Below are 26,749 nucleotides of genomic sequence, written 5' to 3'. Positions count from 1 at the left end.
TTTAAACCTATTAATTACATCTGCTCATCGAGCGACGAGTTTATATAGTGTGTAACCCAGTCAATTAGCTCTTCTATATCTGCTTCAAGAAGCGCTAAATCACCGCGAAGATGTTCCCAAATACCTTCTATGAGCCTATCTATTGTGTCACAGTCTAAATCTTCGGGAAGTAAATCCCATGCGTGATGAATAAGTTCATTTAAGCGTTCTGCAACAACTTCTTCTTCGCCTTCCCAATCACCAACATCAGCGTAGGAAAACAAATAATCTTGTACTTGAAGCATATCTTTCATTAAAGCGTTTCCTCAAACACTTTAACTAACGCTTCTAACCCGATCTTATCCTGCTCGTCAAATCTTGCCAGACTAGGACTGTCGATGTCTAGCACGGCAATCACTTTATTGTCTTTAAAAACTGGGATCACGATTTCTGAATTTGATGCTGCGTCACAAGCAATATGGCCAGCGAATGCATGAACATCCTCAACCAATTGCGTCTCACAAGTTGCAGCTGCCGTGCCACACACACCTTTACCTACAGGAATTCGGATGCAGGCTGGATTGCCTTGGAATGGCCCAAGAACCAACTCTTCAGCGCTATCCATAAGATAAAAGCCTGCCCAGTTGATATCTTCAAGCGTTGTAAATAAAAGCGCACTCAAGTTTGCCATATTGGCAATCACATTGTGTTCGCCACTGATTAACCCTTGAGCTTGTTTAACTAAAGTCTGATAAAAGTCTTGCTTTTGCATTACCATCAAATTCACGAATTGAACGACAAAAGCTAAAGGTACTCTTTCGGAGAAATAATTAAAACCTTTTCGGCTGAAAAAGTATTAATTATCTGTAAAACTGACACTGCTCGCTTAATTATCACCCAGTTTTATGATTACCTACCCTTAAACCAAACAGGAAAAGCCCAGCAGCGAGCATTGACATTAAGGTGTTAACAATAAAACCAACACCAGATTGTGCAGCAAAAAGATAGCTGAATACGGCACCACCAAGTAAGCCCAATGTTAACAATCCGCCATATTGTACCCTGTTGTACCTGAACATAAGGATATATCCGGGAACAACGAATAGACACATAGCAAGACCAACGATGTAAGCGTTCGAAATTGCGCTAAGTAGTAAGTTAAAAAACATCTCACTACGACCGAGTGTAAAGCTGTAGTAAACCCCAAGCACACCACCCACGATTAATGGTGACAGTAAAGAGAACCCTACCCCTTTGCCAACTTGCTTCATATTCAACACTCTCTACACTTAATATTAATTCTACAATATTGAGTATTGTGCAAGCAGTGCCTCGGCACTAGCCGACTTTGGTCTAATAGGTATTTTTACCGTGAGTATATCGGTGAAATCGCAAGACGGGAGATTTTTGATATCAGAAACAAAAAAGCCCTCAAACTTGAGGGCTTTAAATGTGGCGGAGAGATAGGGATTTGAACCCTAGATACGCTATTAACGTATGCCGGTTTTCAAGACCGGTGCTTTCAACCACTCAGCCATCTCTCCAAAACCTTTGTTCCACGCTTAACAGCGTGAATCTAAAATAAGTGGCGGAGAGATAGGGATTTGAACCCTAGATACGCTATTAACGTATGCCGGTTTTCAAGACCGGTGCTTTCAACCGCTCAGCCATCTCTCCGCAGCGGGGCGAATAATAGAGAATCCCCATGCGCTTGTGAAGCTTTTTTTTCAATTATTTGATCGTTTGCGTAAAAATTAGCTCAATCGTCTAAGAACCAGTCAAAATCATGCGTATTTTTGATATTTCAGCGAACTTTTGAAAATATTCAAAGTCTTAGAAAACAGCTGCTATTTATAGAGGCAAGCTAAATATCGACGATATTGATCCAGAAATCATTGCCCCAACATATAACAATTGATACTCTTATCTCAGTTATTTTTGGGATCAGCATGTTTTATTAAGGAGCTTGAATCATGGCATTCAATCATTCATACAACACTGCAAAACCTGTCATGTCGACAATGGAAACAAACAAAGTGTTGAAAAACACTTACTTCCTATTGGCAATGACATTAGCGTTCAGTGCAGTAACAGCCGCAATTTCAATGACAATGGCATTACCAGCGTTTACCGGTATTGTTTGTTCATTAGTTGCATTTGGTTTGCTATTTGTTATCGGTAAAAAAGCAAACTCATCTTCTGCTATCGGTCTTGTATTCTTATTTACTGGTATTTTAGGTTTCGGCCTTGGGCCTATGCTTAATCACTATGCTGCACTACCAAATGGTGGCATGTTGATAGCGCAAGCACTTGGCACAACAGCGTTAATTTTCTTCGGTTTATCAGCTTATGCACTAACCACGAAAAAAGACTTCTCGTTTATGGGCGGCTTTTTAACGGTTGGTTTAATCGTGGTTATTATCTCAAGCCTAGTAAACTTATTCATTGGATCTAGCATCGCGTTTATGGCAATTAACGCGGCAGTCGTTTTATTAATGTCTGGCTTTATCCTTTATGATACAAGCCGCATCATCAACGGCGGCGAGACAAACTATGTGCTTGCAACTGTGAGCTTATATTTAAGTATTTATAACTTATTTACCAGTATCCTTGCCCTTTTAGGCGCCTCGGATGACTAACTCAGAATTTCTGATAAAATAAGCCCCATTACGGGGCTTTTTTTATGAGTAAAATTTGAGTCAAATAGCCATATCAGTGCACTTTGGCGTTGCTGCACAGTCAAAGTTAACGTTACTAGAACGGTATGTCGATGCCGTTATTGCAAGTGACCATCACATCGCGTGCATCTTTCTATATCAAGATGGTGTGTATCACGCCAGCCAAAACATCGTACACGCTTCTGACGAATTGCAGGTCAACGCGCTTTGGCAACGCATTAGAGATAAAGGGATCCCCCTGTTGCTGTGTGTCACCGCTGCGGAAAAGCGCGGCGTTAATATCGAAGACGTTAGCCCTTTCACCATTGCCGGCCTTGCGGAATTTGCCATGATCTCGAGTAAGTCTGATAAATGGATGCAGTTTAAATGAGTAAAAACGTGTTAATTATTTCTCAAACCAGTCCTTTTGACCAAAATAGTCTGAAAGAAGCGCTCGATGTCGCATTAATCTATGCGGCGATTGATCAACAAGTAAGCTGGCTTTTTACTGGTCCTGCTGTGCTATCACTCCAGAAAACCCTCAATGCTCCACTACTGGGTTTAAAAGACATGTTTAAACAATTAAAAACTCTGGAAATTTATGATGTCGAGCGGGTTTATGCCTGTCAGTCAGCGATGGATGAGTTTAACATATCGCCACACTCCCTTGCTGTTGATACTGAAGTCAAAAATCAACAGGAAATCCTTGCATTAATCAAACAACATGACTTTGTGGTGACACTATGAGTACGCTACATATTATTTCTAGTATCAAAGCATGCGATCAGCTGCAGTTTGTATCCCATCAAGACACTATTTTGTTATGTAATGATGGCTGCTTTGGCCAAACACGTATCTCAGCTGGGGATGCAAATGTGGTGATGCTGCAAACCTGTGCAAGTGCCAGAGGCATTGTCCCAGAAGCCGGAGTAAAGCTTATTTCTGACAAAGATTGGGTTGAGCTGACCATCAACATGAAAAATTCAATTACTTGGTAATCATCATGCTAGAATTTAACAACCAAACTATCGAGACAGATAAACAAGGCTATTTGCTAGATCATACTCAATGGACTAAAGATTTAGCACCACTTCTTGCCGCAGAAGAAAATATTGAGCTTTCAGATGCACATTGGGAAGTCATTGAGTTTGTGAGAGGTTTTTATCTCGAATACAACACCAGCCCAGCGATCCGCATGCTGGTAAAGGCAATGGCTAAAGCACTAGGCGAGGATAAAGGTAATAGCATCTATTTATATAAGTTATTTCCAAAAGGTCCAGCCAAACAAGCAACAAAAATAGCAGGATTACCAAAACCCGCCAAATGTATTTGATAATACTTGATAAAAAATATGAAGCTTATTACTCCATAAGCTTCATATTTAATCATAATAAGTTAAAATTAGTTTGAAGCAATTAGCCCATCAAAAACTTTATCAATCATTACTTGAGCCAACCGTTCATCTATAGACAATGGTTCAGGCACTGCATAGTCAATATCCACAACGCCATTGTCCGTCAATACCAACTTAGATGCTATTTGATATTTTGAAAAGCTTCGTGAGCTATAGTCATAGACATACACCTTTTCTCCTAATTGTCCCTTATGTGCTTTGATTGCCTCACTTTGTTTTTTTAGCTCGGAGCACATATGACAGCTGGTTAAGACATTATATTTAGCTTGAAAACCACAGTATGCTATAAAGCTCACTAATGAGAGAAATATTAATAGTAGCCCTAAAAGGTATTTTTTCATACTAGCTCCTAATTAAGCATTTGGAATCAGTTTTCTTAGTACGTTTCCAACACGTTATGCTGGCTATCGTAAGCTTTAAGTACTTTAAAATCCTCGCCGTCACTTTGCTCACTTTCAACCGCAAGCACATAACTTCCATCGGTAAACACTAATTTATGAAGGAGCTTTAAATCTACAAGTTCATTGCTATCCATATCCAAAATATCTCTAATTGAAATTAGCAAAGGCTTGATACGATTTTTTAGATTAACAATAATTTCCTTATTTAAGCTACTTCTCATCGCCGATGTTAAGATAAAATCATTTGCATTATCCTTGCTCCACTCCCCTTCAACCTGATGAGCTGCTATCAAGTAGGGAGACTCGCTCAAATAGCTACCATAATTCAAGCTTTCCAGAAATAATGATTCTAGTGGTTGAAGCGCCATTGACTCTTTTTCAGTTAATGAAAGCACTCTGTATTGTGGTATGTACACTTGCTCACCCTCAACACTCGCTTTATCATGATAAATTTCGACCTTGCTCAAGTTTCTATTTACAAAATCATAAATAAAAACAATGCCATTATTGCCTATACCTAATATTTCTATTGCAACACTTCTAGCCTCAGTATCTTGGCATCCATGGCAACCACCTAATAATCTAAATTGATTACTATTCAGTTTCTCTGTGCTTGAATGGCAAATAAAACTGAAAAGTAAGATAAATACAAATGAGATCTTAAAGCTAATATTCATAATTATTCCTTTTTATATATAATATTAATGAGTCACAAAGTCCCTGACTAACTACAAACCGCTAAACAGGTCATCCGACTATTGTCAGAGGAAATAGAGCAAGTCGTCTTTATTCTCGGGCAAGAACGAGACAATTCAGCTTGTCGCATTCTTAGGCCTAGCTCTGACATATACTCTTTAAAATTTTCATAACGAGCCCATTGCCTATGATGATAATACTGTGGTGTATTAGGGGGCGTGACAGGGATGGTGTTGCCGTCTCCATCTTTAACTTCAACTATGTTATAGGTTTGTCTATGTAGGATAGGTTCAACTTTTACATATGAGCCATCTGGAAAAATGATATTAAAATCAAACTTCTCTGAAAGTATAGCAAACCTTTTTATGTTTAGAGCAGAAGTAATCCTATTAACTAAGGTTGACACTCTATTGTATCCAAGCCGAAATTGCGTATCAAATAACTCATCTCGCATTTGTGAACTCCGAACAAAGTCATAAGCGTTATTACCATAAGGACTCGAACTAACAACTATATCTGTATGGAGGGCACCTTGGTAAACTTCATAGGTTAATGAGCGCTCTTTAAAATTATTAAAGACTTGAACAATATTTTGTCCATACTCTCTTTCTCCAGACGATAATACTTCAGCTCTCACTCTTTTTATTGGGACTCGCTGGTAAGGGTCAACTTGGAGCCACTCATAATATACATAATACTTTTTAAGTGTTCTTGCAGGGTAATTAAATACGAAAACAGTGCCACTGTCCCCCGGCTCCCATGCACTTTTAGCGGCCGATTGACTAGACCTTTCATTACATCCATGGCAGGCTGTCATAAGATGTTTAAGATCAGTGTTTAGTTCAGAGTTGGCCTGAGTATTACAGCTGAAGACTAATGCAAAAGCAAACTAATGCAAAAGCAAAGTAGATTAAAAAATTATTGATTTCAAATGTTTTTTTCATATTTTATCCTTAAATATTTATTTTAAAATCAGATTAAAAATAACTCAAAAACCAAACAGCGCCAACATTAATAAAAAGAGAAAATTAAAGGTTTGTTATTTTTATTTTTATTTTTATTTTAGTTTACACAATAATATGATTAGGATGGATATTTAAACTCTTTGTCGCGACGCCTAATAATCTCAATCTAAAATTCGCTATATACTAATAACAAAAAGAAACAGGCACCTATATAGTTGCTTTTCAGGCTAATGGAAAAGTGCGCAAACTGGGAGGAAAGTCTAAGCAAATTGCGCACATAAAACAGGCGCTCAATGCAAGGCCGAAAAAATATCTAGAGTTTAGGCAACCAGCGGTAATATTCTATGAATTACGCAAAGCAGCCTAATTTAGCGAGTAGTGCACTTCGGACTTGAATTCGCGAGTACAAAAATCTGTTTGAGAAATAGCAACACCATGCAGAGTTATTCATAATTTAAAAAAGCCTAAAACCTTAGATGATTTTAGGCTTTTTAAGCTACTCTTGACGACGTTACTTCGTATACGCTCTTGGCATATCAGAATCTGTCGTGTATCTATCTCTTAGTTTATCGTGGCGTGATTCAGTAGACACTTCCTCACCGTTAATCCAGATTTTATCGATAGTGGTGCTGAATTCGAAAGGATCTGCACTCCACATTACAATGTCTGCACGTTTACCTGCTTCAATCACACCACCATCAATACCCAATGCTTTCGCAGGGTTAGCGGTAACTGCCTTAAGTGCACCTTCATGGCTCATGCCATTTGCGACAGCAACACCTGCATCAAAGCGTAGCTGATAAACATTATGACTACTGTCTCCACCAATTGATAAAATGACATCGACACCCGCTTTCTCAAGCTTACCTGCGTTATCTAGACTTGCATGCATTGAGTCAAAGCTAGCAGGCAGGTTTGACACCGCACTCAAAATGACGGGTACTTTCGCCTCAGCTAGCTGCTCAGCTACCACGACCGCATCGTCAGCACCCTTGATGATCAGATCTAAACCAAACTTTTCTTTTAGCTTGATTGCTTCCAGAATATCTGACGCTCTTGAAAGCGTTGCAATCACTGGCATATCCCCGCTAACACTTGAGTTAACACTTGTTCTTCTGAACTCGGCTTTCCCTCTTCTTTTTTGTCTTTCTTAGCGAGCTTTTCTTGCTGTGCTTCAAGTTTTTTAACGACATTATCCAGCGCTTTCGCACGAGACCCTTTGCTTTTGGCACCTAGATGGATAATTAACGCCGTTTGCTTGTCGGTCACGCTGTTAAACTCACCAGATAAATCAACAACAAAGCCAAGCCCTGCAAACTCACTTTTACCACCCCAAGGTGCGACAAAGTTTTGCGTTATTCCGCCTTTTCTTGCATAGGCAATTAGGCTACTGCGTGGATTAAACGCGGTACTTGCGTCAAAATCTACGCCAGCATCGTCATCACCAGCATCACGAGACGCCGCAACAGCACCAACTTCAACTAAGCCTAGTTGGTTCATTGAGCCGATAAAACCTGGAGTGACAACCTTACCGCTGGCGTCAATCGTTACATCAGCAGATACATTATCTGGGTTAATCGCTTTTATTTTACCGTTTTCGATAACTAGGGTCGCACCTTCCAATACGCCAGCATCCGTCGCGGTATGGATAGTCGCATTGGTAATTGCTGTAACATTGGCAAAAGCAACAGAGTGAGCTAGCAATGCGCTAGTGATCATGGTTAGTTTCATGGTTTTCATCTCATCAACTCCTTACTTTTGACCTAACATAAAATCACTAACCGCTTGATATTTTTCATCATGACGATCATAGACTTTACCACCATCCACAAAAACCTGCTCTGCACGAGAGTAAACGCTAAACGGGTTGGTGTTCCAAATTACGACATCGGCTTGTTTACCTTGCTCGAGCGATCCTGTTTTATCCTGAATGCCTAACGACTTCGCGGCGTTTGAGGTGATCCACTTAATTGCATGCTGCTCGTTGATGTTAAAGCCGGACTGGTTAGCCGTGTTCATCACTTTTGCGGCTTCATGATTCAATCGTTGGATTGTGGTATCTGAATCAGAGTGAACAATTGCACATGAGTTTTTCACTGCATCGACAATTGCAACATTTTCCTGAACCATATCATAGGCTTCCATCTTAAAGCCCCACCAATCTGGCCAAAGCGCAGCACAGTTCCCATTTTCACCCAATAGATCTGCAATCTTGTATGCTTCAATACCGTGGTGGAAAGTCCCTGCGTGATAACCAAACTCTTTAGATAAGTCGATCATCATTGCCATTTCTTCCGCTTTGTAACAATGGTTATGGATCAAGATTTCGCCATCTAGCACACCACGAAGTGTGTCAAATTTGATATCGCGTTTTGGTGCATCCGGATTCAATCCAGCAGCGTATTCGGCTTCGTACTGTTCCCAGGCGCGCTTATATTCTCCAGCTTCGATCCAAGCTTCACGATAGCCAGCCATGTTACCCATACGAGTATAAGGGGCTACACCTTTTGAGCCATATACACGTTTTGGATTCTCACCACATGCCATCTTTAATCCATATGGAGCATCTGGGAATTTCATTGCTTGCATCGTTGGTGCAGGCACGTTCTTTAAGGTAACACCACGACCACCAAATAGGTTTGCAGAACCAGGTAAGATTTGTAGCGTGGTGATACCACCCTCTCTAGCTCGGTTAAAACCTGGGTCTTGCGGCCAGACAGAATGTTCAACCCATACTTGAGAAGTATTAGGGTTAATCATTTCATTGCCATCACTGTGAGATTCTACACTTGGGCTGGGGTATGCCCCTAAATGAGAGTGTACATCGATAATACCAGGTGTTACCCACTTACCTTCAGCATCAATGGTAACATCGGCCGTTACAGATAGATCCTTTCCAACTTGCTTGATTTTACCGTCAACAATAAATACATCACCTTGTTCTATCTTTTCACCCGTTCCGGTCAAGACGGTAGCATTGGTGATTAAGGTTGATTGAGAAGGTACAGGCTTGTAAGTGCTTGGGTATGGGTTTTTCTCTATGGTAACTTTTTCTTTTTGTGGGCCGTTATCCTGACAACCCATCAAAGCTGCGGCAATGCCAGCTACGACTATGGAGGGAGCAAATTTATACATTTTTGTCATCTCTTTTGTTTTTTGTGACTTTAACTTATGCGCTAACAATTTACGCAATTATGAGCTTCAGCCACAAGTAATTACGACGAACGTCTGGATATTATAACGCATGTGGTCATCAGTGAGTAATTTGAAAAGGCTTGGCTGCCACTGCAAAGTGTAAATTGGAATCAATATTGACACGTTTTGACACATAGTGATGCACAAGTAGCAGATAAGAAGTAAATGTAAGAATGAAGTGTTAAATTATCGATAATAGTATTTTGTAGTGAAAAAAGTTTTTGCTATTTGTATCTATAGAAACAAAATAACTTAATGTTTTACAGATAGATAGAAAACCTGTACACATTTGACATACTCTATTACATTCGGAATTACTTGATTTACAGCATTACGCGACGACTTTAGCAATACTAAGAACGTGTCCTAGAGATAGCCAAGGAGCTAACCATGAAACTGTTCAATTTAGTATGTGCAACCTCGCTTCTAATCGCAGGTACGGCATCTGCGGCAGACTTTGTTGCTGCCGATAATAGTAAAGCGACTAAAGTTTGTATGTCGGTAGTCAAAGACAATAAAATTCACTTGTTCCACACCATTAAAGACAATCACCTAAAAAGACGTGTTGTAGAAGAAAAACTACACTGCAATGATATGCCAGTCGGAAAATTTGCAGCAACCTACGGGTTTAATAAAGCTGCGGACTTCCTTGGTATTGAGAGTAATGTAGAAACCAGTATTAAAGACATCGCTAAACTAGATAAAAAGACCATTTTTGTCTCAGGTTCTAAGTAGTCGTGTCGACCTGTTTGTAAACACAAAGCAAGGCGCAGCAATCCCTGACTGCGCCTTTTTCTCAGCTCAACTATATAACTGCGGCCAATAACCCGAATAGGCCCCCAAAGACCCCCCCCCACACAACTAACCAGCCTAAATGGGTCTTAATCATGTTTTGTACAATTTCCTTTACCATTTTCGGCGTTAATTCATTAAGTCGCTCATCTACCGCTTTTTCAATGGTTTGATGTAAATCATCACCAAGTAAGCCATTACTGAGCGCCTCACCAACTGCAGCGTCAAATTCAGGCTGCTCGCCGAGCTCCACTATTGCCAATCGCATTTTCTCAATAAATGGCTCTCGCAGCGGTTGCACAGCTTCAGCTCCACCAAACATCTGCAGCATCGCACCAAATTGCGACGCTTCAATCACACTTAACAAACGATCGAATGCAGGATTTAAATCGACTTTGTTGGCAATCGGCGCCAAGTCAAACTTTGGATGTTCCTTGCCAAGGAACTTTTCTAGTTTTTCTTTACTAAAAAACTCGCTCAAAATGAGCGCTCTAATCGACGCTTTAAACGATTCGAATTTGAGCGTAATAATCCCCGAGCCATAGAGGAAAGGCACTTTCTCAAATAACATATGTACCGCTAACCAATTCGTCATAGCGCCAGATAGAGCAAACAATCCAACCGAAAACAACACGTCGTTTTCTAGTACGAATCCAGTACCTGTGAGCAGTATCGCGAGTAAATTGGTGATGATATTTTTATGCAATGTACTTCCCTTGGATAAAATGACAGACGCGATATTTTATTTTTTTTATAAAAAGGCCTCAAGTATTTGTGATCTTGAGAATTTCAACCATATTTTAGAGTAAGTGAATATGTTGGATCTAACTTATGTGGAACAAAGTCAACCAACAAATCTCTGAATCTCTCCATGACGCTTTTGAGTTTTCTTCAAAGCAAACCTTAAAAAGTTATGGGTCTAAAAAACTTTATAAGATTGCAGATGATACCCATCAATTTTTGGTCAAAGTAGCGCCTATTCAAGCTTTAGAGCGATTTGAGTGTGAAGCATCTAATCGTGAAAAGCTTATTCGCGACTCTGATTTTCTCGTTGCCGATACAATAACACTGGGTACGAGTGTCGAATTTTGTTTTATCGTGCTGGAATGGTTAGAGCTTGATCATCGCAATGAAAACTGGCTTGAGTGCGGTCAAAGCCTCGCTAAAATGCACCAGCGCCATGAGCAAGAAATGTATGGGCTAGAAGAAGATAATTACATTCACGAACTTCCGCAACCAAATCAATGGCACAAAAAGTGGGAGGTCTTCTTCGCCGAGGAAAGAATTGGTTGGCAACTTCAACTGCTTGCCGAAAAAGGCATTAGCCTCACTGATATTGACACATTTGTGGAGCAACTTAAGCCTCTTCTGCCACACCAAGTTCAACCCTCTCTGGTTCATGGTAATTTTTGGCATGGCAACATTGGCTTTAGCCATCAAAAGCCCGTACTGTTTTCTCCTGCTTGCTATTATGGTGATAGAGAAGTTGATATTGCTATGGCTTCGTTATTCGCTCCGTTACCAAATGACTTTTATCGTGGTTACGAGTCAATATACCCACTCGTAGAAAACGCTTCTAAGCGATTAGATATTTACCGTTTGTACCCACTTCTGGTTCAAGCAAATTTGTTTGCTGGCAAGTACATACGAGATGCTGCTGAACAAGTGCAAGCACTGCTCAAATAACTGCAATATTTTTGTCACGATGCGCTATAGTTAAAGGGTATTTAGTTTGGCCAATTCAGGTGGAGGGCCAATGAAAAACCTATATCAACAACGTATTGAATGTCCTCATTGTGGACACCATATTTTTGTCAATCTCGATACCAGTGAAGGCGATCAGGACTACTACGAGGACTGTGCAGCTTGTTGCAATCCAATACACCTAAATATGCACTTAGACCAACTGCACAATAAGCTTGAGCTTAGGGTTGATAGCGACGACGAACAAGTGTTTTAGTCAAAGCAGAAGTACCATATAGGCAGCTCATTTGCGAGCTGCCTATCAAGTTGACAAAAGCTCAGCTTACACTTTTTGTTTCTCGAGATAGGCAAAGAAGGTTCTACTAGGGCCAACTGTCCCTTAGCTATGCTTTAATAACGTTTGCTTCTTCATATAGTTTTCAACAGTATTAATAATTGTGTAAGTCTGTTGATCAATCTCAATATTCACACTATCCCCCACACGCATCGAACCCAAGTTTGTAAGCGCTAGTGTTTCAGGTATTAGGTGTAACCAAAAGCCGCTGTGATCAAGCTCCCCTACTGTCAGACTTGCGCCATTGACCGCGATAAAACCTTTGTACATAACATACTTATGCCACGCTTCTGGCAACGCTAGATGCATCCTACAGTTGCCTTCGTTCCGATGTATTTCACTAATCTTTGCGCTTGTTTGAATATGGCCTGAAATAATATGTCCGCCGAGTTCTGTACCGAACGTCATCGAGCGCTCAAAGTTTACCTGTGACCCTCTATGTACCTCACCCAGATTAGTAAGCCTCAACGTTTCATCAATCACATCAAAACAAACTTGCCCTACCACATCATTTTCTGGTTGTTCGAAGTGAACTACCGTTAGACAACATCCGTTAATTGCTATGCTCGCGCCCAAGGTAAGTTTATCGAGATATTCAGCACCAACAGAAATAACTAATTTTAAAATATTGTCGACCTGTTTTGCGGACACCACCGTCGCTTTTGTTTGAACAATTCCTGTAAACATATCTACCCTCTTAATTTATCCTTGAGATTGTAGCGAAATTGCACTAGGAGATGTACTTAATTTGTATCGTATATCCGATTAAGTCAAAATGGTTGAGGCTGCTGGCCGCAAAATTTTGCTAAAAACAAAGCACTAAAATAAACTATCGCTTTTACGCCTTAAGTAGTATCTCACCATGAATTTTTCAACTTGGGAAGCCAGACGCTTGCTTCAACTTGCGATCCCCGTTTTTCTCGCTCAAGTTACTTTAGTCTTAATGACCGTCGTTGATACGATGATGGCGGGCCAAGTCAGTGCTGAAGACTTGGCTGCACTTTCGATTGCTACAGGTGTTTGGAACCCTTTGATTTTTAGTTTACAAGGGATATTACTAGCACTTACAAGTATTGTTGCCCATTGCCATGGTGCTAATGATACCGCAGGGATCAAACGATTTTTCCAACAAAGCTTGTATCTTGCTTTGGCGCTTTTTTCTGTCGGTTTGATTTTAGCAAACTTTACTTCTGTGGTTTTTTCAAATATTGGGGCTAGTGAAAATGTTCAGACCCTTGCCCAAGGCTATATTGATTTTGTGAAATGGGGTCTATTGGGCTTTTTGATCTTTACGGTGTACCGTAATGTAACAGAAGGGGTAGGACAAACAAAACCTGCTTTTTATATCAGTATTGTTGGTCTTTGTATCAATGTCGTTGCTAACTATATTTTCATCTATGGTAAATTTGGGGCGCCAGCGCTTGGGAGTGCGGGCTGCGGCTTAGCTACATCCATCGTGCTCTGGTCAATGGCGGTTGCACAGTGGGTGTACAGCTTAAAGAGTAAGCACATAGACGGAAAGACGCTCATTAGCAGTTTTACCAAACCAAGTCTATCGATAATGAAATATGTTGCAGCACTTGGTTTTCCAATTGCACTTGCAACCTTCTTTGAAGTTACACTGTTTGCTTGTATTCCATTATTTATTGCTGATTTGGGGCCTATTTCTGTATCCGGTCACCAGATTGCGGCCAGCGTCACCACAATGTTGTTTATGATGCCATTAAGTTTGTCGATGGCTATCGCCATACGGATCGGTAACCTAACTGGGCAAGGCGCCTTGGACCAGCTTAAACTTTCAGTGAGTACTGCGTTTATTTTGGCCACCTTAATTGCACTATTTGTGGCTCTCGTTACGTATATAGGAAGAGACCAAATTGTTTGGCTATATACAAACAATACCGAAGTCGCCGCACTTGCAACCAGTATTATGGTGTCGGCTTGTTTGTATCAATTACCCGATGCGTTACAAGTCTCAGCGAATGGTGTGTTAAGGGGGCTCAAATATACTAAACCAATATCTTGGGTTACGTTTGTGTCATACTGGCTAATTGGGTTTTCATTAGGCTATGTATTAGCGAAAACCGATTTGATAACGCCAGCGATGGGTCCTCAGGGCTTTTGGATTGGTATTATTATTGGTTTAAGTACAGCGGCAGTATTATTGGTGACATGCGTAAACAAACGGGTGAAATTTGAGATTAGTCAAGCGAGTAGCTAGTGCTCTATTACTTTTTACTATGGCCGGCTGCAGCCAGCAGCCGAGCGATATAGCTATTGAATATCAACAACGACTGGCGAGCGCAACTGACGTGGAGAGAGTACACCCCGCGCAACTTCACAATTCGGAAATTCAAAAAGTGCCATTACCTACAAGTGAGCTAACTATCTCTATGTTGGACATCGCAACCGCCGGACACTGTAAAGTCACAAATCTTATCGCTGCGCAAAATAATCAATTAGGTAAAGTAAGTTACCCAAGCGAGCGCTTGAAATACAACATCTCATTTATTCAGCAAGCGCCTCTCTGCATCCAACACCCAAAAACGAGCGATGAGCTGAAACAAACGTTAATCCAAGCAGTACAGGAAAAGAAACAACAGCTTTCACGTTACTTCCTTCATATGATGACATTTGAAAGAGAGCTGACCGGTTTGAGCTTGTTAATCGCTGAAGAGGTGCCGCTTGAGCTACCTGCAGCGCACAGTCGTATGTTAGAAGCTGTTAATGAGCTGGCAGAGCTGGCAATAAACATGGATACGCCAGAAAATCTCAGCCCAGACACGCTCACACCCGCTTTAAAAGTGCTTTCTCAGCGATTTGTCTCATCTTTGGTTACAAGCGTTCGTAAACAGACTCAGCTGAATAATGCGACTACACGCCAATTACAACAACTTAGTCTAAGAGACGATATTTGCAAAAATGGCGGAAATAAAAAGCAGGCAGAGATCATAAACAATATCTTCAACAAATATTATTTATCCATTCTTCAACCTTATCAAGCGATGCTCTCTCTTTCCATGGAAGAATTAATCAGTGCCTGGCAACCTATTCACCAGTTGTATCAAAAAAATAAAATTGTCGATCCGCTTACCCTCCAGCAACACCTAGATAACCTTAAAGATTCAGCTAAAACACACGTAAAATGGTGGCAAAAATTTTACGAGTTGTGTGAAATCCCTCCAGTATGAACAAAAAAAAGGCAAACAATCAAAAAATTATGGAAAGCCGCTTGATCCATTGACTGAGTCACTATATATTACAACGCGTTGACAGGAACAGACCTGAAAACAATCAATAAGCAAATGTTATTGTACGACCGTAGCTCAGTTGGTTAGAGCACTACCTTGACATGGTAGGGGTCGGTGGTTCGAATCCACTCGGTCGTACCAAAACCATATAATACAACCGTAGCTCAGTTGGTTAGAGCACTACCTTGACATGGTAGGGGTCGGTGGTTCGAATCCACTCGGTTGTACCACTCTTAGATCTTTACAACCCAACTAAATTCGAAAAAAGAAAAAGCACTACCTACTCTCTATAACCCGCACCAAGGGTCGGTGGTTCGAATCCACTCGGTTGTACCACTCTTAGATCTTTACAACCCAACTAAATTCGAAAAAAGAAAAAGCACTACCTACTTTCTATAACCCGCACCAAGGGCCGGTGGTTCGAATCCACTCGGTCGTACCAAAATTATATTATACAACCGTAGCTCAGTTGGTTAGAGCACTACCTTGACATGGTAGGGGTCGGTGGTTCGAATCCACTCGGTTGTACCACTCCTAAATGTTCAGTCTTATCTAATAAGAATCCATTCGATTGTACCAACCTTATACCAATTAGCTTAATTAAGTGATCTATTTTGAGGCGAGAAAATCTTGTTGATAACTAGGCGAAAATTTTGCTATTTAGTTGTTCTAAATGAGAAATTTTTAACGCAGTTAGCGTCAGATTTGTTCCTTCAAATTGAGCAAGTATTAAGACTAATTGGTATTAGATCTAATTCAAATAAAGAAAAAGCACTACCTACTCTCTATAACCCGCGCCAAGGGTCGGTGGTTCGAATCCACTCGGTTGTACCACTCCTAATCCAATTTAATCTGCTAAGAAAAAGTACTACTCCTTTATGTTCCAAGCAAAGAGTTGATAATTCAAATTTTAGAGCTTTTGACGTGATCTACTGTGAACTTCTTTGTCATTCCTTGATTCGCTAGTGATACTAAGCGGTAACCCAGTTTTTCATAAAAAGCTGGCTCGTCTGCAATCATTGAAACATAAGAGCCCGGCAAAACAGTTGATGCTAAGTAACCATCAATATATTCCATTACCATGCGCCTCAATCCCTGCCCTTGATAATGTGGATTCACAGCAACGTCAACGATTTTGAAATTGCACGCTCCATCTCCAACCACACGGCCCATCGCCACAAGCTGTTCGTTATGTCTAATGACAACCCCATACAGTGAATTAGACAGGCCTTGGGTCGCTGCTTCTAGAGGTTTTGCAGATAATCCTGCAGCTATTCACAAACCACAATATTCCTCTGGCCAAGGTACCTTTTCTTCAATCTTGAATTCCAAGATGTTTACTCCTTTACTGCTTAAGAAGCATAAAGTAACAACTGTATAAATAAACACTCAACTAACTGTAACGATAACCTTGCCGAGATTCTGATTGTGCTCGAGAATATCGTGGCCTTGCTCAATGTCATCCCAACATAGCGTCTTATATATCGGAATTTTCATCGTTGGATCCGAAAGGTCTGCACCAAATTCGTTCAGGAACTCTTTCACTAATTCCCTTTTATATTCCACGGAGCGATTTCTTAACGTGCTACCATGCAAGTTAAATCTTTTCGCGAGTAACTTGGCAAAATCTAGTTCGGTATATCTCCCGCCTAGCATTGCGAGCATCACACAGTGGCAATCCATTGCTGCGACTCTCAGATTTGCTCTGAGGTATTCCCCGCCTACTGGGTCAAGAATAACATTTGCCTTCAATCCTAGCTTTTTCATTTCTTCAGCAAAGTCACAGTCTAAATAATTAATCGTGTGGTCAGCCCCCAGAGATTTTGCATACACAGCCTTTTCCTGGCTACTTTGAGTGGTAATGACCGTTGCACCTAGTCTCTTTGCAATTCTAATTGCGGCACTACCAACACCTGAAGCACCTCCATGACATAGTAAAACTCCATTAGCGTCTAGCTGCCCGGTTCTTACAATTGCATCATAGGCCGTAAGATATACTTCTGCTAAGCCTGCGGCATAGCTCAGTGACAAGCCTTCAGTGAGTGGCATGAGTAACTCACTTTCCGCTACCACATATTCAGCATAACCACCACCAGAGGTTAAACAAAACACTTGATCACCAAGTAGATGTTCAAGCTCAGAAGACGCCACTTGAACTATCGTTCCAGACACTTCCAAGCCCAATATCTCACTATCGCCTTCAGGCGCCGGATACTTCCCTTGTTTTTGCAAGATATCTGCTCTATTTACCCCAAATGCATGAACTTTGATTAGCACTTGCTGTGCACTCAGGGTTGGTGTTTCGGTATATTGGATTTGAAGATGAGAAGATGCGTGACTAATATAACGCATCTTCTTTGGGATCACTGAACTTTTCTCCATACTTCCTTCTCGACGAACTTACCATCTTCATATAATTCATGATGCCATAAATTACCATCAATTTTGTAGCTAAATGTCATCGTTCGACCGAGTAACGTAGCAACATTTCCATATTCATAAGTTTCGATAAATCTATCCCCCTCTATTTTATAACTACCTCCACCAGCATACTTAAACTGGCCTTCACTTTGCGTAATGTAGCTATGATGAGTTGGAGTGATTAGCTTTATCGACGTCAAGCTGGGCGCTTGAGCTGATACGATGCCATCAACGGTTGCATATTTTCCTTCAACAAACTCCCAAGTACCTAAAAGTGGATTTGCCAATGTGACTGGACTCAATAACAATAAACTAAGCGCGGTGACTTTCATCTTATTTCCCTTTAACGTTGTTTTATTCAGTTTTACACAATCACCCAGTGAGGTCAGTTGAGATAATCTCAACATCAAGAATGAAATGATGCCTTCTCGGGTCTATTTACGAAGTAACCCTTGTAGAGAAAATAATGAAATTATTAATGCTAGTACTGTTATTCAGTTTAATTGCATCCACACAGGCAACCGAAATTGAAATCGAATATAAGAGCTGGATAAGTGACAGTGATAGACAACATGTGGAAACTTGGCTAAAACGCGGTGTTGAAGCAACTGAGCATTCCTTGGGAATACTACAACAGCAAAAGCTCATGTTTACCATTGAACCGAGTTTATTCGCATCTGAGCCAGTGCCGTGGGGCACAGTTCAACGTGGCAAACCCGATGCCATTTTACTGCAAATTAAACGATTTACCTCAAGCCGAGTGCTGATTAAAGATTGGACCTTATACCATGAAATTGCTCACCTTTATCACCCTTTACTTGATTACTCAGATTTCTGGCTTGCAGAGGGACTTGCTACCTATTTACAAAATATCATTATGCTAGAGAACGATATTTTTAATGTTGGAGAGTTTCACACAAGATTAATCTCAGGGCTCAGCCGAGGCGCAAAAAACACACTAATTAATAAGGGACCGCTTAAAGCAGTGAGCGAACAAATGTGGACATTAAACGCACATCAAAGAGTCTATTGGAGTGGAGTTGCATTCTTTATAGAAGCAGAAATTGCACTAAAGGATAGGGGCAATAAGAACACAATCAGAACGCTCATTTCTTCATTTCAACAATGCTGTAAAAACAGTGTAATATCGGGAACCAGTCGCAGTGGACGCTTATTTATTACGAGCCTAGATAAACTATCCAAAACGACCATATTTTCAAATCTATATGCTAATTATAAGCAGCGGAAGGATTTCCCCAACTGGACTAAGGATCAAATCTATGGCCTGCAGCCATTAAGATAAAGTGTTTTATAGAATCCTTGAACGACCACCCTATCTGTTATTAATATCGATTAGGCGTAGAAAACTAAGCTTGTTTTGTTTCCTGCTTTTCTGACTCAATCGCAGCAGTCATCGCGTTGAGTAATTCTGTTATTCGTTCGTCGATACACTCAAGTTGCTTGTTCTTTAATTTAACATCCAACTCGTTTGCTATCTTATGGATATCGATGCAATCAAACATTGCGGCTGTACCTTTAATTGCATGAATGGTCTTTGCCAAAGCTTCGTAATCCTGATACTTAGCTTGATTCTTTATCTGAATGATTTGCTCATGCAGCCCGGAAATATACTGGTGTTTTAACTGATAAAACTCGGCTTCAGGCAGATCAACGTCCTCATCAACCTGGATATCCAAATAATAGGCTATTTTTTGGCTGAACACGACTCTATCAATAGGCTTTGCAAGATGATCACTAAATCCAAGTTTTAAATAACGTTCAATTTCATGCTGCATGGTGTTAGCTGTTAACGCGATCACAGGCGTGCTACACCCTGTTGCTTGAATAAAACTAAACGCCTGCTCACCATCCATTACCGGCATTTGGATATCCATTAATATCAAATCAAAATCACCATCTAGTATTGCCTGTACCGCTAGTTGACCATTTTCAACCGCCGTCACAGATAACCCCATACGCTCTAAAATACGCTTAATAAGCTTACTATTGTCTGTGTTATCTTCAGCTAATAGCACCTCTCCTTTAAGCTCTTGATTTATTTCGTCGGATACTGGACCTTGTTCACGAACATCGCCAATTTGAGCGAGACTTTGCACCCACTTCGTTTTCTCGGTGGTATATAGGCCCACGGTAAGAGTAAAAGCAGTACCTGAGCCGACTTCACTTTCTACCGAAATATCGCCATCCAGCTTTCTCGCTAAGCTTTTAGAGATATTTAGTCCAAGTCCAGTCCCGCCATATTTTCTTGAAGTAGAAGAGTCAGCTTGATAAAACGCACTAAATAATTCTTTTTGCTCGTTAGCTGTCATCCCTATCCCAGTATCTCGTACCGTGATCATCAGACGCTCGTTCTGACACGCCACATCAATTGAGATTTTACCAACCGTCGTAAACTTCATCGCGTTAGATGTGAGATTTAGTAATATCTGTCGCAATCGAGTGGGATCAATAACCACAAAATCAGGCAACGGAAAGTGATAATTCAACGAAAACTCAAGCCCTTTATCTCTAATTTGTTTACCCAATAAAGAATCGACATGCGCAATCGCTTGAAATAGGTTTGACTCCACCAACTCGACTTCTAGTTTATTGGCCTCAATTTTGGACATATCCAGAATGTCATTAATTAGTCCAAGTACATGACGCGAGTTTTGTAAGATAACTGAGATGGCGTGATTACGCTCATGTGGCTTAATATCTCCGAGCATAATGCCATCGGCATAGCCAATAATTGACGTCATTGGTGTTCTTATTTCATGACTCATGTTCGCCAAAAACCGACTTTTTGCTTCGCTAGCATCTCTAAGCTCAGAGGCCACCTGCTCTAACTCATAGGTACGTTTTAACACTTTTGCTTCAAGGTTTTTATTGAGCTCTATATTTTCTTCACTGGTAATTCTAAACTTGTCCGCAACCGCGAAAGCCAGCAGTAATGCATCAAGCGCAGTCCCTATTAGACCGTAAAGATATAAGTTACTCGACGATTCAGGCAGCAAACTTAAGTTAGTTAAATTGCCCACCATATTTGGGATCGCCATCGCAACATATGCCATTACAAAATAACGAGCGGGTTTAAAGCCCTCACTCCAACGCTTAATACCTACGAATAGTCCGAAACAAAGTGCTAACCCCGTTACTAAAGTCGCCCAAATGAAGCCAAAACCAGGGAAGAGAATACAAAACGGTAGCCCAAGCGCAGCAATCACTCCGAGCCAGATTGAAATCGACACATAGCTAGGGTGAACATCCTTGAGTTTTAAAAGATGGATATAAAATAACGCGTTAGTTAATGGTGCAAGAGCAAAACCTAACCAATGTAAGTTTGCAGAGTAAAATCCGAATAGCTCGTCAGGAATATGAAAGAAATGGCTCCATGCAAATACCCACACGCAAGTGAATAATGCGTAATAAAAGTGAGTGACATCTTTAGAGCCGATGTAGATTAATAAATTGTATAGCCCTAAAACAACGCCAACACCAAAACACAGCGTCATGATAAGGTTTTCATAAACCACTTTCTGCCGAAAATCTCTCAGAGGCTCGATAGTCAATTTTACTGGAGTGTAAAAGAAATCACTCTCGAAAAGCGTAACGATATAATAGTCTTGGTTAGGTTCTAACGTGACTTGATTACCATAGTGAAATGCAAATTCATTTTCTACCTTACCTCCAGAAAAGACTCGATGAACCGCTTCCGGTGTATATATCCTCGACTCAATTTTGCTTAATACCGTATTGTATGGATAAAGCACAAATTCATTCAATGGCGTTTCATTTCTGACTTTCGTCACCAAGAAATAACGACCAGAAAACAGCGCTCTCTTCTTTAGTGGTTCATGAATAGATTCCCACGTACTCAACTCATCCCAGCTTTGAGGAAACCTTGTGCTGGAACTTGCTTTATACGCCTTTCCGACATGGTGTAAATTTTGATATTGCCAAGGCTGCGTCAATTTCAACACAGTTGGATCTGAATAGGCAGAACTAGAAAACAGAATGATGCTGAAAATGATCAGTAGTAAACGCATTCTAGCCAGTTACCTTAGCAAAGTTACCTGTGGTTCGGTATTTTATCTGCAAGTTTTCTACTCCCAAATCAGGTGACTTATCTCTGTATTGTGCCTAAACAAAATCAAAAACGATATGTTACATCCATGCCTATCCTTCTTCCCTCACCTTTAAAGTCTTCCAACATTCCCAAAAAGCTACTTAGGTCAAATTTAAGATGGCTATACTCTTTGTCTAAAAGGTTTTTACCCCAAATTCCTAGCTTCCAATCTCTATACTCCACCTGTAGATTGGCACTCCAAAGCATATAACTGGGTTGCTTCGCATAGGGCGATTCGTTTTGGTCAAAGTAATATTCGCTTTGATAATCAAATGCTATTTTACTTTTTATACTAACTTCATCCCAATTAAATGCATAATTTATATGCCCAGATATATTCCATTCAGATGTAAATGGTAAGCGGTTGTCGGTCAATACAACGCCAACTGGATCGATAAACTCCTCAAAATTAGCTTCTGGTATATAACCTATGTCCAACCCTATCTGAGTTTGTTCCGATAGATACCAAGTGTTTTCTATCTCAGCGCCATAGATTTTTGACTTACCTACGTTCTCAAGTAATTGAAAAGGTGGTGCGCCAGGTACCTCAGAGGCCTGATTCATAAATACCTGTTGATCTTTATAATCATAGTAAAAAGCTGCAAAATTTGTACGAAGTTTAAGATCATTAAATAACAGTTTGCCTCCTACTTCATGAGCGATTAGTTCTTCGGGGCCATAACTCGCCTGTATCGCCGCATCCTTTGAAATAAGGAACCCACCATTATAGCCGCCGCTTTTTACACCATTAGATAAGCTATAATAAACACTTTTATCCGGTTCAATTTTATGGATAACCGATAATTTTCCAGACAAATTACTATCGGACTCTTTTCCCTCAATGTCGTAGGCAGGAACTAAAATGCCAGCGAGATTATCGCCAAACGGCACATTTAGATAGGAGAAAGAGTCATAATTCACCTCTTCATCGCTGTATCTTACTCCCACAAGTACATCTGTATGCTCGCTAACTTCATATTCATATTGACCAAAAAAGGCTTGCGACTTTACTTTGATATCATTGTCGTAGAAAAAGGTCGCCGCACTGGCACCATTAGGAGTTCCCCTAAAATCGCGTAGTAAATCATTGAAATTATCTTGATAAATACGCTCTTCTAGCTGAAATAAGCCTATCGTTAGAAAGCCAGCCTCTAGACTTTGTTCAAACCTAAGCTCATTCACTAGCTTTTCATTTTTAAGCCCTAGCTCACCTTCACATAATGAAAATGGACTTCCGTCACAATTAAATCCATGTGACCTATCTAAGCGATTGAAAGCCGAAAGATAAATAAGTTGAGACTGTTCATCCAACGCATAGGTAATTTCTGTGGTAACGCCTTTGCCTATGCTATGATGTTTTTGATAATTATTGACCCGCACCGCCCAAAAATCGTCACTGCCAATATTAAAACCAAGTGCATCAACGCAGTTGCTTGTACCCGCTTGCGCTGGAGAACACAATGAACCATCCAAAGGGTTAGAGAATAATCCAATATTCCCTACCGGCTGAACCTGTCCATTCCAATGACCATAGTCTAATTTCACAAAAACACTGAAGTTATCAAACTCGCCAAAATAACTTAATCGAACATCATTTTGTTCCATATATGCTTCAGGCGCGTCTGGCTGGAGGTTATAAGTCGTGTACTCATAGTGATTGTGGCCAGCTGCAAGTCGCACCGCGCTATTTTGATCTAGACTATAATTGAGCGTTGTCCGTGCTCTTGTTAAAGAATCAGAACCAACCCCCACACTGATGGAAGCAAAGTCACCATCTGTTGGGCGCGCCGTGCGCACTAAAATTGCTCCCCCAGTGGTATTTCTACCAAAAAGTGTACCTTGTGGACCTTTCAATACTTCAACCTGTTCAATATCAAACAAATTGATAATTTGGTTATTCGCCGATCCAACTGATATACCATCTAAATACACCCCAACTGGAGAAGTGTTCGCCGTATTGTAATCAACTAGCCCAACACCTCGGATGCTGACTGCTGGAGGGGTCCCCTCGGCTGCATTTTGACTGATTTTTACATTCGCAACTAAACTACCCAGTTCAGTTGTATCCTTCAGTGCGGCGTCAGTGATGACTTGTCCGGATATAGGTTTAACAGCGATAGCAACATCATTGATAGATTGCTTTCTTTTTTGAGCGTATACCTCAATGACTTCGATTTCTTCTTCGACTTGTGCTGATGTTTCCGTCGAGACTACAGAGAGTAATGTCAGTGTTATCGTATTTAACAGCACATTTGGATGTGGCATAGTTTGAATCCCGAGCTATATCATGCAATTACACTATCAGTATAGCTGAATTAAAAAGACCTCCAAACAAATGAGCCTGATTACCGTTTTAAGGTTCAAGTTATTGATCACAACACATGCAAATTATACTAATGTAGGATTCAAGCCCTACATTTTGTATGGCTTGAAACGTGGTTAAGCTATTCAATCAGTAAGGCTGACGCTCAAAGATAAAGCGCTTATTTAAAGCCTAAGAAGTGATAATCAGGCTAGTTAAACGGCTCAAACCCCAACTCTCCACTAATGCTTTGAGGATATCCAGTGATGGCTCTACTTGTTTGCATGCCAGCCATCACAGCAGCTTCAACACAACCTGCATTGACACCAGTTTTAATCCAATCTCCGGTAATGTAGAGGTTATTGAACGCGCTGCCGTCAGTCGGCAGTCGAAATTGACTGCTATCAACAACGCTTAACACATACCGCTCACTGGGGTCGACATTCACCCTCCAATACTGAGTATTGAACCTAACTTCGCCTTCATTATCAGCGATATCAAACAATACGTTCCAGTCGAAGTCATCGTCATGATAAGCCTCTGGCCACAGAGGCTGCATCTGCAATTTAAGTTTTTGCAATGCGTTTTCTTTTACCTGAGCTTTCATTCGTTCAGGAAACTCATGATCGCTCGGAGGTGGGTAATCTGCGCAAGTAAAAGCACTGCAAAAATATGCGATGTTCTTGGGCTGTGTATTTGGCCAATCTTCAACCTCAAGTAAATTAGACATCGCAGCCCAAGTGTCAAAAGGTTGAGAAAATGCGCTTAATATTGGTCGTTCAGTACTGCCTGAAGGGTCGTGAAAACCCAGCTCACTGTTGGTTTTCGTGAGCCACAACTGTAAGGCTTGAGTCGCAACGGTTTTGACCTTTTCAGCTTGCAGTTTTAACTTGCCATCCACAGCCAGCAATTGTTGGCATAGTAGCTCAAGACCCGCTACTGAGATCCCAAAAATCACTAAATCGAAATCAGCGCCTTTATTGAGTGTTTTTCTCGGTAACATCTGTCCGAATGCTTGTTGGTAAACCGCCTCCCAATTAGACCAGTAAGACTCTAGATTAATGTCATGCTTTTTAAGCAGTTCCACTTGCTGCGGGTCAATTTGCTGCCACAGTGGCGAGCTTGGCCAACATGGCAAACCTTTTACTAATTCCAGAGGCTCGTAACATTGCGCCTCTTTTAGCGTGACCTGTTGAATTAGTTGAATACTATCAACATGATGACCGTCGTCATCTTGTGCACAGTGTAGCGACTCAACCTGATGAAAAAACGCAAACTTAACGCCTCGGTGCTTGAGTAGCTCATAGATAGGAGAGAAAATAATATCTCCCATACCCGCTTGCATTTTCCACATCACACCACCGCGATAACACAACATAATCCGAAGCATAGCCAAAGCCGCAACTCCTGCTTCAACATTCGGCTTTTTAAAATCACCATCCTCATAGCCAAAAACGAGGTCATAAAAGCCGCGAACAGGCGCAGACTCCACAGACAGCGATTCATTTGCGCCATTGCGCTTGAGCCACTGTTTAAAATCGTATCGATCAAGATAACCAAACCCACGTGAATAGACCTTGTCACGCAGCATGCCTATGGTCATCGCAACGCCTAAATCTATGCATATATACAGACGTCTAATGACTGGGTTGTCATCAATTAAGTCGTTTACTTCGGACTGCAACCAGCGCCTAATTTTTCGAACCATATACCAAACGACTAAGTGATCTTTCTTATTTTCTAAACGATGATCAGCTTCACGTACCGTTAAAAAATTACTGAGTTGCGTTATTAACAGTTTTGGTGTGGATACGACCTCTTGGACATGGTTTTCAGCGTCATCAAATAAGGTCTTGGCTTTATCTTCGATACTATCAAAAAAGCTTTTAACTTCCTGCCCCAAGTGAGCAAGCAGCGTTTTATCTCTTTCTTTTTTAGTTTTGAGTTGTGTGGATTTGTGCGTTTTCTCTACCTCGCACTCTAAATCCTCAACCCACTTGCGTAGCCAAGCTGCAAGCAATTTTAAAATCTGCCAAAAATGCAAATCGAGTGTGCCATTTGCTGGATTGCCTGGGATCTCTGGGAAATCTACCGACCAAGTTTGCCATTGCTGGTCGATATACTCTTGCAATACGACCAAACTATGCGGCTTTAGTGCCTGTTGCCAAGTGTGAATGGGGATATCACTTGAGCGTTCAAGCTTATTATAAACGGTCTCTATCGCCCTAAAAGAATTGACATAGGCACCAAACCATACGTGAAGGCCGTGCTCCTCGATACGTTCACCGTATTGCGCATTACGACCACTCGCCCCCTTGCCTCCCAAACGCCAACCTTGCTGATAAACGGTAATATCATAGCGCTTTTGCCAATCTTCTTGTTCAGTCATGTATACCGCAGCTGTCATCGCCGAAACGCCGCCGCCAAGTATTGCTACTTTTTGTTTACTCATAAATCTTCCTTTTCTAACATGTTGACGAGCAACATCTAAAGCCACATAGGAAGACAA

General features: G+C 40.9%; 26 protein-coding genes, 5 tRNA genes and 1 pseudogene. 14 read left to right on the top strand and 18 right to left on the bottom strand.

The annotated features are described in order from the left end of the window. Positions 1 to 14: 14 nt before the first annotated feature. The 5 genes from B1L02_RS07505 to B1L02_RS07485 form a co-directional block, all read right to left on the bottom strand. Positions 15 to 293, bottom strand: a complete 279-nt coding sequence (locus B1L02_RS07505) for a hypothetical protein (RefSeq protein ID WP_010371557.1) — start codon at positions 291 to 293, stop codon at positions 15 to 17. Next, positions 293 to 751 carry a GAF domain-containing protein gene (locus B1L02_RS07500; RefSeq protein ID WP_010604624.1) on the bottom strand — a complete coding sequence of 153 codons (459 nt, stop codon included), beginning with the start codon at positions 749 to 751 and terminating at the stop codon, positions 293 to 295. The genes B1L02_RS07505 and B1L02_RS07500 overlap by 1 nt, the downstream gene beginning before the upstream one ends. Before the next feature lie 121 nt (positions 752 to 872). After that, the gene (locus B1L02_RS07495; RefSeq protein ID WP_088530531.1) at positions 873 to 1,250 is read right to left on the bottom strand and encodes a hypothetical protein; all 378 of its coding nucleotides are present in this window, start codon (positions 1,248 to 1,250) and stop codon (positions 873 to 875) included. 182 nt (positions 1,251 to 1,432) lie between these two features. Further along, a tRNA-Ser gene (locus tag B1L02_RS07490) sits at positions 1,433 to 1,523 on the bottom strand. Between the two features lie 42 nt (positions 1,524 to 1,565). After that, positions 1,566 to 1,656, bottom strand: a tRNA-Ser gene (locus tag B1L02_RS07485). A 296-nt stretch (positions 1,657 to 1,952) separates the two neighbouring features. On the opposite strand from B1L02_RS07485, the gene B1L02_RS07480 reads away from it, so the two are divergent. Genes B1L02_RS07480 through B1L02_RS07460 form a run of 5 tightly spaced genes read left to right on the top strand, consistent with a single transcriptional unit; the run spans position 1,953 to position 3,969 of the window. Next, complete coding sequence (locus B1L02_RS07480) at positions 1,953 to 2,618, top strand: Bax inhibitor-1/YccA family protein (RefSeq protein ID WP_010604622.1); 666 nt, start codon at positions 1,953 to 1,955, stop codon at positions 2,616 to 2,618. 55 nt (positions 2,619 to 2,673) lie between these two features. Next, positions 2,674 to 3,027 carry a sulfurtransferase complex subunit TusD gene (tusD, locus tag B1L02_RS07475; RefSeq protein WP_088530530.1) on the top strand — a complete coding sequence of 118 codons (354 nt, stop codon included), beginning with the start codon at positions 2,674 to 2,676 and terminating at the stop codon, positions 3,025 to 3,027. After that, a complete protein-coding gene (locus B1L02_RS07470) occupies positions 3,024 to 3,383 on the top strand; it encodes a DsrE family protein (protein WP_088530529.1) in 360 nt (119 codons plus the stop codon). Before tusD ends, B1L02_RS07470 begins: the two co-directional genes overlap by 4 nt. Next, positions 3,380 to 3,634, top strand: coding sequence for a DsrH/TusB family sulfur metabolism protein (locus tag B1L02_RS07465; RefSeq protein WP_088530528.1), 255 nt, complete (start codon positions 3,380 to 3,382; stop codon positions 3,632 to 3,634). The genes B1L02_RS07470 and B1L02_RS07465 overlap by 4 nt, the downstream gene beginning before the upstream one ends. A 5-nt stretch (positions 3,635 to 3,639) precedes the next feature. Beyond that, on the top strand, positions 3,640 to 3,969 hold the full coding sequence (locus tag B1L02_RS07460; protein ID WP_088530527.1) for a TusE/DsrC/DsvC family sulfur relay protein: 330 nt from the start codon (positions 3,640 to 3,642) through the stop codon (positions 3,967 to 3,969). Between the two features lie 68 nt (positions 3,970 to 4,037). Here B1L02_RS07460 and B1L02_RS07455 read toward each other — a convergent pair whose 3' ends face one another. From B1L02_RS07455 to B1L02_RS07435, 5 genes and pseudogenes are all read right to left on the bottom strand, one after another. Then, on the bottom strand, positions 4,038 to 4,391 hold the full coding sequence (locus tag B1L02_RS07455; protein ID WP_088530526.1) for a hypothetical protein: 354 nt from the start codon (positions 4,389 to 4,391) through the stop codon (positions 4,038 to 4,040). Positions 4,392 to 4,426: 35 nt separating this feature from the next. Continuing rightward, a complete protein-coding gene (locus B1L02_RS07450; RefSeq protein WP_088530525.1) occupies positions 4,427 to 5,128 on the bottom strand; it encodes a hypothetical protein in 702 nt (233 codons plus the stop codon). 47 nt (positions 5,129 to 5,175) lie between these two features. Beyond that, on the bottom strand, positions 5,176 to 5,784 hold the full coding sequence (locus tag B1L02_RS07445) for a hypothetical protein (protein ID WP_151208249.1): 609 nt from the start codon (positions 5,782 to 5,784) through the stop codon (positions 5,176 to 5,178). Positions 5,785 to 6,623: 839 nt separating this feature from the next. Further along, a pseudogene (locus B1L02_RS07440) lies at positions 6,624 to 7,852 on the bottom strand (amidohydrolase family protein). A 12-nt stretch (positions 7,853 to 7,864) separates the two neighbouring features. Continuing rightward, the gene (locus tag B1L02_RS07435; RefSeq protein WP_088530523.1) at positions 7,865 to 9,247 is read right to left on the bottom strand and encodes an amidohydrolase; all 1,383 of its coding nucleotides are present in this window, start codon (positions 9,245 to 9,247) and stop codon (positions 7,865 to 7,867) included. Between the two features lie 450 nt (positions 9,248 to 9,697). On the opposite strand from B1L02_RS07435, the gene B1L02_RS07430 reads away from it, so the two are divergent. After that, positions 9,698 to 10,042: a DUF3718 domain-containing protein gene (locus B1L02_RS07430; RefSeq protein ID WP_088530522.1), complete on the top strand. Its 345-nt coding sequence runs from the start codon at positions 9,698 to 9,700 to the stop codon at positions 10,040 to 10,042. A gap of 70 nt (positions 10,043 to 10,112) precedes the next feature. Here B1L02_RS07430 and B1L02_RS07425 read toward each other — a convergent pair whose 3' ends face one another. Beyond that, positions 10,113 to 10,805 (bottom strand): DUF445 domain-containing protein, encoded by a 693-nt coding sequence (locus B1L02_RS07425; RefSeq protein WP_088530521.1) that lies wholly within the window; start codon positions 10,803 to 10,805, stop codon positions 10,113 to 10,115. Positions 10,806 to 10,930: 125 nt separating this feature from the next. Here B1L02_RS07425 and B1L02_RS07420 point away from each other — a divergent pair, with 125 nt between their 5' ends. Together B1L02_RS07420 and B1L02_RS07415 are read left to right on the top strand one after the other, a co-directional pair. Then, positions 10,931 to 11,785 carry a fructosamine kinase family protein gene (locus B1L02_RS07420; RefSeq protein WP_088530520.1) on the top strand — a complete coding sequence of 285 codons (855 nt, stop codon included), beginning with the start codon at positions 10,931 to 10,933 and terminating at the stop codon, positions 11,783 to 11,785. A gap of 70 nt (positions 11,786 to 11,855) precedes the next feature. After that, the gene (locus B1L02_RS07415) at positions 11,856 to 12,059 is read left to right on the top strand and encodes a CPXCG motif-containing cysteine-rich protein (protein WP_010604612.1); all 204 of its coding nucleotides are present in this window, start codon (positions 11,856 to 11,858) and stop codon (positions 12,057 to 12,059) included. Positions 12,060 to 12,182: 123 nt separating this feature from the next. Here the strand turns inward: B1L02_RS07415 and B1L02_RS07410 are convergent, their stop codons facing one another. Continuing rightward, positions 12,183 to 12,824, bottom strand: coding sequence for a riboflavin synthase subunit alpha (locus B1L02_RS07410; RefSeq protein WP_088530519.1), 642 nt, complete (start codon positions 12,822 to 12,824; stop codon positions 12,183 to 12,185). A gap of 175 nt (positions 12,825 to 12,999) precedes the next feature. Here B1L02_RS07410 and B1L02_RS07405 point away from each other — a divergent pair, with 175 nt between their 5' ends. The 5 genes from B1L02_RS07405 (at position 13,000) to B1L02_RS07385 (ending at position 15,919) form a co-directional block, all read left to right on the top strand. Then, positions 13,000 to 14,358, top strand: a complete 1,359-nt coding sequence (locus B1L02_RS07405) for an MATE family efflux transporter (RefSeq protein ID WP_088530518.1) — start codon at positions 13,000 to 13,002, stop codon at positions 14,356 to 14,358. A gap of 19 nt (positions 14,359 to 14,377) precedes the next feature. After that, positions 14,378 to 15,328 (top strand): DUF3080 family protein, encoded by a 951-nt coding sequence (locus B1L02_RS07400; protein WP_232003161.1) that lies wholly within the window; start codon positions 14,378 to 14,380, stop codon positions 15,326 to 15,328. Between the two features lie 124 nt (positions 15,329 to 15,452). Continuing rightward, positions 15,453 to 15,529, top strand: a tRNA-Val gene (locus B1L02_RS07395). A gap of 12 nt (positions 15,530 to 15,541) precedes the next feature. Then, positions 15,542 to 15,618: transfer RNA gene (locus tag B1L02_RS07390), tRNA-Val, on the top strand. Between the two features lie 224 nt (positions 15,619 to 15,842). Continuing rightward, positions 15,843 to 15,919, top strand: a tRNA-Val gene (locus B1L02_RS07385). Positions 15,920 to 16,291: 372 nt separating this feature from the next. Here B1L02_RS07385 and B1L02_RS24345 read toward each other — a convergent pair. From B1L02_RS24345 to B1L02_RS07365, 3 genes are all read right to left on the bottom strand, one after another. Beyond that, positions 16,292 to 16,603 (bottom strand): GNAT family N-acetyltransferase, encoded by a 312-nt coding sequence (locus B1L02_RS24345; protein WP_223229864.1) that lies wholly within the window; start codon positions 16,601 to 16,603, stop codon positions 16,292 to 16,294. A 174-nt stretch (positions 16,604 to 16,777) separates the two neighbouring features. Then, complete coding sequence (locus B1L02_RS07370) at positions 16,778 to 17,770, bottom strand: NAD(P)H-quinone oxidoreductase (protein ID WP_088530515.1); 993 nt, start codon at positions 17,768 to 17,770, stop codon at positions 16,778 to 16,780. Further along, positions 17,752 to 18,141: a hypothetical protein gene (locus B1L02_RS07365; protein WP_088530514.1), complete on the bottom strand. Its 390-nt coding sequence runs from the start codon at positions 18,139 to 18,141 to the stop codon at positions 17,752 to 17,754. The genes B1L02_RS07370 and B1L02_RS07365 overlap by 19 nt, the downstream gene beginning before the upstream one ends. Positions 18,142 to 18,275: 134 nt before the next feature. Between B1L02_RS07365 and B1L02_RS07360 the strand changes: the two genes are divergently transcribed. Further along, positions 18,276 to 19,112 (top strand): hypothetical protein, encoded by an 837-nt coding sequence (locus B1L02_RS07360; RefSeq protein WP_088530513.1) that lies wholly within the window; start codon positions 18,276 to 18,278, stop codon positions 19,110 to 19,112. Positions 19,113 to 19,176: 64 nt separating this feature from the next. Here B1L02_RS07360 and B1L02_RS07355 read toward each other — a convergent pair whose 3' ends face one another. The 3 genes from B1L02_RS07355 to B1L02_RS07345 form a co-directional block, all read right to left on the bottom strand. Continuing rightward, on the bottom strand, positions 19,177 to 21,858 hold the full coding sequence (locus B1L02_RS07355) for an ATP-binding protein (protein ID WP_088530512.1): 2,682 nt from the start codon (positions 21,856 to 21,858) through the stop codon (positions 19,177 to 19,179). Positions 21,859 to 21,962: 104 nt separating this feature from the next. Beyond that, complete coding sequence (locus B1L02_RS07350) at positions 21,963 to 24,203, bottom strand: TonB-dependent receptor (protein ID WP_088530511.1); 2,241 nt, start codon at positions 24,201 to 24,203, stop codon at positions 21,963 to 21,965. Between the two features lie 248 nt (positions 24,204 to 24,451). Further along, positions 24,452 to 26,692: an NAD(P)-binding protein gene (locus tag B1L02_RS07345; protein ID WP_088530510.1), complete on the bottom strand. Its 2,241-nt coding sequence runs from the start codon at positions 26,690 to 26,692 to the stop codon at positions 24,452 to 24,454. Positions 26,693 to 26,749: the final 57 nt, after the last annotated feature.

Source organism: Pseudoalteromonas piscicida (genome assembly GCF_002208135.1).
GTDB lineage: Bacteria > Pseudomonadota > Gammaproteobacteria > Enterobacterales > Alteromonadaceae > Pseudoalteromonas > Pseudoalteromonas piscicida_A.
The sequence above is the reverse complement of the archived record's forward strand: the minus strand, read 5'-3'. Positions and strand labels throughout refer to the sequence as shown.